Raw genomic sequence first — 6406 nt, 5'->3', positions numbered from 1 at the left:
TGCGGGGGACGGGGCGCCGCCCCCGCCGTTCCGCCGCGGCCCGAGCATGCCCCGCGGCCCGAGCATGCCCCGGGGCCCGTGCAGCCCGCCCCCGCCGTCAGCGGCGACGGCGGCGCCGGCTGGCCGGGCGGCCCGGCACCCGACGCCGGACCGGTACGCCTCCCGGGCGCCCAGGTGCCCATCGGGCCCGGCCCTCGCGTGGCCGACGCCCGCGCGGCCGCCGTCAAGGCACAGCCTGTCGCCGCGGGCCTCGCCGCCTCCTGGTCACGGGCAAGCGCCGCGGTCAACGGCGCTCCGGCGGTGCCCGCGCCCACGACCGCACCCCCCGAGCCCGACGCGGGGGCGCCCTGGCGGCCCTGGCGGTTCCGGATGTCCAACGAGGTGTGGGGCAGGCCCGTCGTCGCCGGGGACCTCGTGTACGTCACGTCGTTCGAGGTCCACGCGCTGGACGTCGGCACGGGACGGCGCCGGTTCAAGACGCGGGACGTCGCCTGGTCGCTGGCGGTGGCCGACGGGCGTATCCACGCGTCGGACGGGCCGACGCTCCTCGCGCTCGACGCCCGCGAGGGCTCCGACCTGTGGCGGCTGCCCGTCAATGGCTGGGTCTACTCGCTGAAGGCCGACCGCGGCACCGTCGTCACCGCGACCCGCGGCGGCGGCGTCCAGGCCTGGGAGGCCGCGAGCGGCGAGAAACTGTGGGAGATCACCGGCGCCCAGAGCGACTTCGAGACCCCCGAGGCCGGGCCCGTCGTGCACGACGGGACGGTGTACGTGTGGAAGGACGCCCGGCTGCGCGCGCTCGAGGCGCGCACCGGCAACGAACGCTGGTCGTACCCGGTCGGCGACGCCGCGTCCTGCGGGGGAGTGCCGGTACGGCTGACGCAGGCGCCCGACGGCAACGTGTACATCTCCGCGGGCACCCGCGTCCTCGCCGTCGACGTGGTGAGCGGCCTCGTCCGCTGGCACTTCGAGGCGCCCGCGGTCTTCCTGAGCCCGCCCGCGTACGTGCCCGGGCCCGCGGTCACCGGCGGAGGGGTCTACCTGGCCGACTACCTCGGCACGGTGTACGCCCTGGACGCGACCGACGGCCGCGACCGGTGGCGCATCGCCACCGAGTCCCGGTCCTCCGTGGAGCCCGTCCTGGTCGTGGACGGCCACGTCCACGTGGGCAGCGGCAAGGGCCTGTACACGCTGGACGCGGTCACCGGCACCCCGAAGTGGCGGTTCCAGGCCGGCGGCGACGTCGTCGGCGCCCCCGCTGTCGCCGAGGGCCGCATCCACTTCGGCTCGACCGACCACCTCTTGTACACCCTCAAGGCCGACGACGGGCGCCTGCGCTGGAAGCTCGCAACGGGCGGCGAGATCACCGGCTCGCCGGTCGTGCAGGACGGCGTCGTGTACGCCTGCAGCAAAGACCGCTGCGTGTACGCCCTGGACGCGGAGAAGGGAACGGGGACGGCGCGGGGGTAGGCGGCCGGACTGTTGTGGGCAGTCGTTCCGCTGGGGCGGAACGGGTGGGCACAACCCACGACGGCGGGTGCCCTGGCACCGTACCCGCATCCCAGAGGGATCACGTGTGGTCCGGTGGCCGCTGCCGGATCGGCTGCGTCGGCTCGTCACGGGCCGGCTGCGCCGGGCCCGGACGCGTGACCTCTCCGGCGGCCGCCGGCTCCGCCGGCGCCAGCGGCGTGGTGCGCCGCCTGCGCCCCCGCCGCCGCTTGCGCCCCGGCATCACGAGGGACGCGAGCAGCAGCACCGCCCCTCCTCCGACCGCGCCCACGACGCCCATCTCCAGGCCGGGACCCGCGCCGCCGACGGTCAGGCTGCCCTGCGCCAGCCCCAGCCGCACAATCCACAGAACGGTGAAGCCCAGGACGATCAGGCCTGCCAGGGCGACCAGACCGCGCGAGCGCAGCACGATCCCGACCAGCGTCACCACCGCCGCGACGGCGAACGGCAGGAAGAGCGAGCCGAACAGCGCGGCCTTCGCGGCGGTGACACCCGTACCGGAGAACAGCTCCCCGAGGCGGTAATCGCGCCCGAGACGGCCGTCGTACCAGACACGGAAGGGGCTCCAGACGGCGGCCGTCGCTCCGATGAGAGCGAGGAGGGACCCGAGGATGTTCCGCACCATCGCAGCCCTCCTCAGCTGCTCTCGACCACGACGCTACGCCCCGTGCGCGAGCCGCGCCATACGGCAACATCCCAGCCCAGGACGCCCGGGACCACTGCGCGGGTACCCGCGCACGCGTGGGTGAACCGCCTGGCCGGTGCCGCCTAGCGGACGCGGTGACCCAACCCGGGGCCCGAGCGGCGGGCGGCGAACAGTTCCGCCTGCCGCTCGGGCGGCAGGCTGCCGAGCGCGAGAAGGTGCGGCGCCTGCGCGAACGCGTGCGCGCGTGCCGCCTCCTTCGCCGCCCACACGGCGCGCACCGTGCCCTGCACGGCCTCGGTCGGATACGAGGCGATCACCCGGGCGCAGTCGAGCGCGGCCTCCAACGCCTGGCCCGGCCCGGTGACTTGCGACACCAGCCCCGTCTCGTACGCCCGGCGCGCCGAGATCCGCTCGGCCGTGCCCATCAGCGCCATCCTCGCGACCTCGCCGATCGGCATGCGCTGCGCCATGAGGATCGGCTCGTACGCGCTGACCATGCCGTACGTCGTGTGCGGATCGAAGAACGTCGCCGTCTCGTCCGCGACCACGAACTCGGCCTCGCCGATGAGATAGAAGGCACCCCCGCAGGCCATGCCGTTGACGGCGGCGATGACGGGTTTCCAGAGGTCGTTCGCCTTGGGCCCGATCGTGAGGAGCGGGTCGTCGATCGAGTACGGCGATGCGGGCTGCGGGACGTCGGCGGAGCGGTCGATCCCGGTGCAGAAGGCCCTGGTTCCGGCGCCGGTGACGACGATCGCGCGTACCGTGTCGTCGAACCGGAACTCCCGCCATGCGGCCGCCAGTTCACCGGCCGTCTCGAGGTCGATGGCGTTGTGCCGGTCGGGACGGTCCAGGGTGACGATGGCCACCCCCGTCTCCTTGTGCATCTCGGTCAGGAGGCTCATGGCCGCTCCAGTACCCAGCGCGGCACCGCCACACCGTCCAGGTCCGCGAACACGACCTGCACCTTCGCGCCGATCCGCAGCCGCTCGGGCGGGACCGAGTTCAGCGGGGCGTCCGGCGCGCTGACGAGGTTGCCGGCCAGCCGTATGCGCGGGGCCTCGGCCAGTTCCACGAGGATCGCGTTGTACGGGACCAGCTTCGCGTACGCCGGAAGCAGCGGCGGATGCGGGACGACGTACGACCAGATACGCCCCCGCCCGCTCATCCTGCGCCACTCGCTGTCGAACGACTGGCAGTGCGGGCAGCAGGGGCGCGGCGGAAAGCGCAGCTCGCCGCAGCCGGGGCGGGCGCAGGCCTGGATGCGCAGTTCGCCGCGCGATGCGTACTCCCAGAAGGGGGCGCCGTCCTCGTCGACGACGGGCGAGAGCAGGGTCTCGGACTGCGGCATCTGTCTCAGCTCCTCAGCAGCAGGGCCGACGTGGGGACTCCTTCGCCCGCCGTGACCAGGCAGGTGGCGGCGTCCGGGACCTGCGCGGTGCTGGTGCCGCGCAGCTGTTTGACGCCTTCGTTGATGAGGTTGAAGCCGTGGACGTAGGCCTCGCTCAGCCCGCCGCCCCCGGTGTTGATGGGGAGCCGCCCGCCGATCTCCAGGGCACCGCCCTCGGTGAACGCCCCGCCTTCGCCCCGCCCGCAGAAGCCGTAGCCCTCGAGGGAGAGCGGGATGAGGGGGGTGAACGCGTCGTAGATCTGGGCGACGTCGACGTCGTGAGGGCCGAAGTCCGCGGATTTCCACAGGTGGCGGGCGGCGGTCCAGGCGGGCCCCGAGAGCGGGTCGTCGTTCCAGTAGTTGACCATGCCGTGGTGCTGGGACGGCAGGCCCTGGGCGACCGAGTGGACGTACACGGGTGTACGGCGGCAGTCGCGGGCGCGCTCGGCGGAGACGATGACGCAGGCCAGCGCGCCGTCGGTCTCCAGGCAGTTGTCGAAGAGGCAGAGGGGCTCGCTGATCCAGCGGGACGTCATGTACATCTCGCGGGTCAGCGGGCGCTCGTACATGATCGCGGCCGGGTTCTGGTTGGCCCGGTTCCGGCAGGCGAGGGCGACGTTGAAGAGGTGGTCGCGGGTCGCGCCGTACTCGTGCATGTAGCGCCGGGCGAGCATCGCGATCTCGTCGGCGGGCCGGAGCAGTCCGAAGGGCCGGGTCCACTGCGCGGGTGTCGGCAGCTGGACGGCGGTGTTCTTCCACGGCCGGGGTCCGGACCCCCGCTTACGGGACCGCCAGGCGACGCCGACGCTCGCCTGGCCGGACGCGATGGCGGCGGCCAGGTGCCCGACGGTGGCGCACGAGCCGCCGCCCCCGTACCCCACCTTGCTGAAGAAGGTGACGTCACCGGCCCCGATGGCCTTGGCTATCTCGACCTCGTCGGTCTCCTCCATGGTGTACGAGGCGAAGGCGTCCACCTCCGACGGTGCGATGCCCGCGTCGTCGAGCGCGGCGAGGACGGCGCGGCAGGCGAGTGTCTTCTCCGATTCGGGGAGTCGTTTGGCGAACGGGGTCTGGCCTATCCCGACTATCGCCGTAGCGTCCTTGAGGCTTGCCGCCACCTGCCACCTCCGCACCATTGGCCGTGCCCACCCGAAGTGCTGACAGGGCGTCAGGGTACAGCTAATCTGACGGACAGTCAGCTACTGGTTTTCGGCTACGGCTTTCTGGCCTGTGGAGGCGTGCGATGCGCGGGGACCTGGAGTGGGGGAGCATCCCGGGGCTGGTACGGGCGGCGGCCGAGCGGTACGGGGAACGGGAGGCGGTCGTCGACGGCCGCACCCGGATCTCGTACGCGGAACTGGGCGAGCGCGTCGAACGGGCGGCGGCGGCCTGCATCGCGAACGGGGTGCGGGCCGGGGACCGGGTGGGCGTGTGGGCGCCGAACACCCTGGACTGGATCGTCTCGGCACTGGGCGCGGTGACGGCGGGCGCGGTCCTCGTACCGCTGAACACCCGCTTCAAGGGCGCGGAAGCGGCGTACGTGCTGGAACGGACCCGCGCGAAGCTGCTGTTCGTGACGGGCACGTTCCTCGGGGCGTCGTATGTGGCCTCGCTGCGGCGGGCGGCGGGGGAGGGGCCGGGAGTGGGTGCGGGGCCGCTGCCCGGGCTGCCCCACCTGGAGCAGGTGGTGGTGCTGTCGGACGAGGCCGCCCCCGCGGACTTCCGTACGTGGAAGGACTTCCTGGCGGACGGGGACGGGGTGGGCGATGCCGAGGTCCGTACGCGGGCGGACGCGGTCACGGGAGGATCCCCCTCGGACATCATCTTCACGTCGGGGACGACGGGCCGCCCCAAGGGCGCGGTGATCACGCACGCCCAGACGCTCCGCGGCTACGAGGTGTGGAGCGACCTGGCGGGACTGCGCAAGGGCGACCGCTATCTGATCGTGAACCCGTTCTTCCACACCTTCGGCTACAAGGCGGGCATCGTCGCCTGCCTGATGCGGGGCGCGACGATGGTCCCGCAGCCGGTGTTCAACGTGGACACCGTGCTGGCGAACATCGCGGCGGAGCGCATCTCGGTCCTGCCGGGCCCGCCGACGCTCCACCAGTCCCTCCTCGACCACCCGTCCCGGGATGCGTACGACCTGTCTGCGCTTCGGCTGGTCGTGACGGGCGCGGCCGTGGTGCCGCTGCAGCTGGTGGAGCGGCTGAGGGGTGAGCTTCACGTCGACACGGTGCTCACGGCGTACGGCCTCTCGGAGGCGAGCGGCATCGTGACGATGTGCCGGCGGGGCGACGCGGCGGAGGTGATCGCGTCGACGTCGGGCCGGGCGATCCCCGGCACGGAGGTGCGGGTGGTAGCCCCCTCGGGCGCCGGCCAGCCCCCCGGCACGCCCGGAGAGGTCCTGGTCCGCGGCTTCAACGTCATGCAGGGCTACTTCGAGGACCCGGCCGCCACCGCGGAGGTACTGACGCCGGACGGCTGGCTGCACACGGGCGACGTGGGCGTCCTGGACGCCGCCGGGAACCTGCGCATCACGGACCGCATCAAGGACATGTTCATCGTCGGCGGCTTCAACGCGTACCCGGCGGAGATAGAGCAGCTCCTCGGCCTGCACCCGGACGTGGCGGACGTGGCGGTCATCGGCGTCCCGGACGCGAGGCTGGGCGAGGTGGGCAAGGCGTACGTCGTACGGCGACCGGGAGCCGTGGTCACCGCGGACGACCTGATCGCCTGGTCCCGCCGCGAGATGGCGAACTACAAGGTGCCGAGATCGGTGGAGTTCGTGGGGGAGCTGCCGCGAAACGCGAGCGGGAAGGTGGTGAAGGGGGAGCTGCGGGCGGGAAGGAACAGGTGAT

6 protein-coding genes are annotated in these 6406 nt (G+C 73.0%); 2 read left to right on the top strand and 4 right to left on the bottom strand.

What is annotated here, in order from left to right:
• On the top strand, nucleotides 1-1470 hold a 1470-nt coding region (locus STSP_RS07140; protein ID WP_157902785.1), incomplete at its 5' end, for an outer membrane protein assembly factor BamB family protein.
• A gap of 100 nt (nucleotides 1471-1570) precedes the next feature.
• Here the strand turns inward: STSP_RS07140 and STSP_RS07135 are convergent.
• The 4 genes from STSP_RS07135 to STSP_RS07120 form a co-directional block, all read right to left on the bottom strand.
• Nucleotides 1571-2134: a hypothetical protein gene (locus tag STSP_RS07135; protein ID WP_067273621.1), complete on the bottom strand. Its 564-nt coding sequence runs from the start codon at nucleotides 2132-2134 to the stop codon at nucleotides 1571-1573.
• A 143-nt stretch (nucleotides 2135-2277) separates the two neighbouring features.
• Complete coding sequence (locus tag STSP_RS07130; RefSeq protein ID WP_067273618.1) at nucleotides 2278-3060, bottom strand: enoyl-CoA hydratase/isomerase family protein; 783 nt, start codon at nucleotides 3058-3060, stop codon at nucleotides 2278-2280.
• The gene (locus tag STSP_RS07125) at nucleotides 3057-3506 is read right to left on the bottom strand and encodes a Zn-ribbon domain-containing OB-fold protein (RefSeq protein ID WP_067273617.1); all 450 of its coding nucleotides are present in this window, start codon (nucleotides 3504-3506) and stop codon (nucleotides 3057-3059) included. The genes STSP_RS07130 and STSP_RS07125 overlap by 4 nt, the downstream gene beginning before the upstream one ends.
• Before the next feature lie 5 nt (nucleotides 3507-3511).
• Nucleotides 3512-4663: a lipid-transfer protein gene (locus STSP_RS07120; protein WP_067273615.1), complete on the bottom strand. Its 1152-nt coding sequence runs from the start codon at nucleotides 4661-4663 to the stop codon at nucleotides 3512-3514.
• Between the two features lie 125 nt (nucleotides 4664-4788).
• Between STSP_RS07120 and STSP_RS07115 the strand changes: the two genes are divergently transcribed.
• Nucleotides 4789-6405, top strand: coding sequence for a FadD3 family acyl-CoA ligase (locus tag STSP_RS07115; RefSeq protein ID WP_067273612.1), 1617 nt, complete (start codon nucleotides 4789-4791; stop codon nucleotides 6403-6405).
• Nucleotide 6406 lies beyond the last annotated feature (1 nt).

The sequence above is a fragment of the Streptomyces jeddahensis genome (assembly GCF_001642995.1).
GTDB lineage: Bacteria > Actinomycetota > Actinomycetes > Streptomycetales > Streptomycetaceae > Streptomyces > Streptomyces jeddahensis.
The sequence above is the reverse complement of the archived record's forward strand: the minus strand, read 5'-3'. Positions and strand labels throughout refer to the sequence as shown.

What these genes read in the sequence shown, in the direction of transcription:
- STSP_RS07135 (WP_067273621.1), bottom strand. Translation starts at nt 2,134, where the DNA reads ATGGTGCGGAACATCCTCGGGTCCCTCCTCGCTCTCATCGGAGCGACG.
- STSP_RS07130 (WP_067273618.1), bottom strand. Translation starts at nt 3,060, where the DNA reads ATGAGCCTCCTGACCGAGATGCACAAGGAGACGGGGGTGGCCATCGTC.
- STSP_RS07125 (WP_067273617.1), bottom strand. Translation starts at nt 3,506, where the DNA reads ATGCCGCAGTCCGAGACCCTGCTCTCGCCCGTCGTCGACGAGGACGGC.
- STSP_RS07115 (WP_067273612.1), top strand. Translation starts at nt 4,789, where the DNA reads ATGCGCGGGGACCTGGAGTGGGGGAGCATCCCGGGGCTGGTACGGGCG.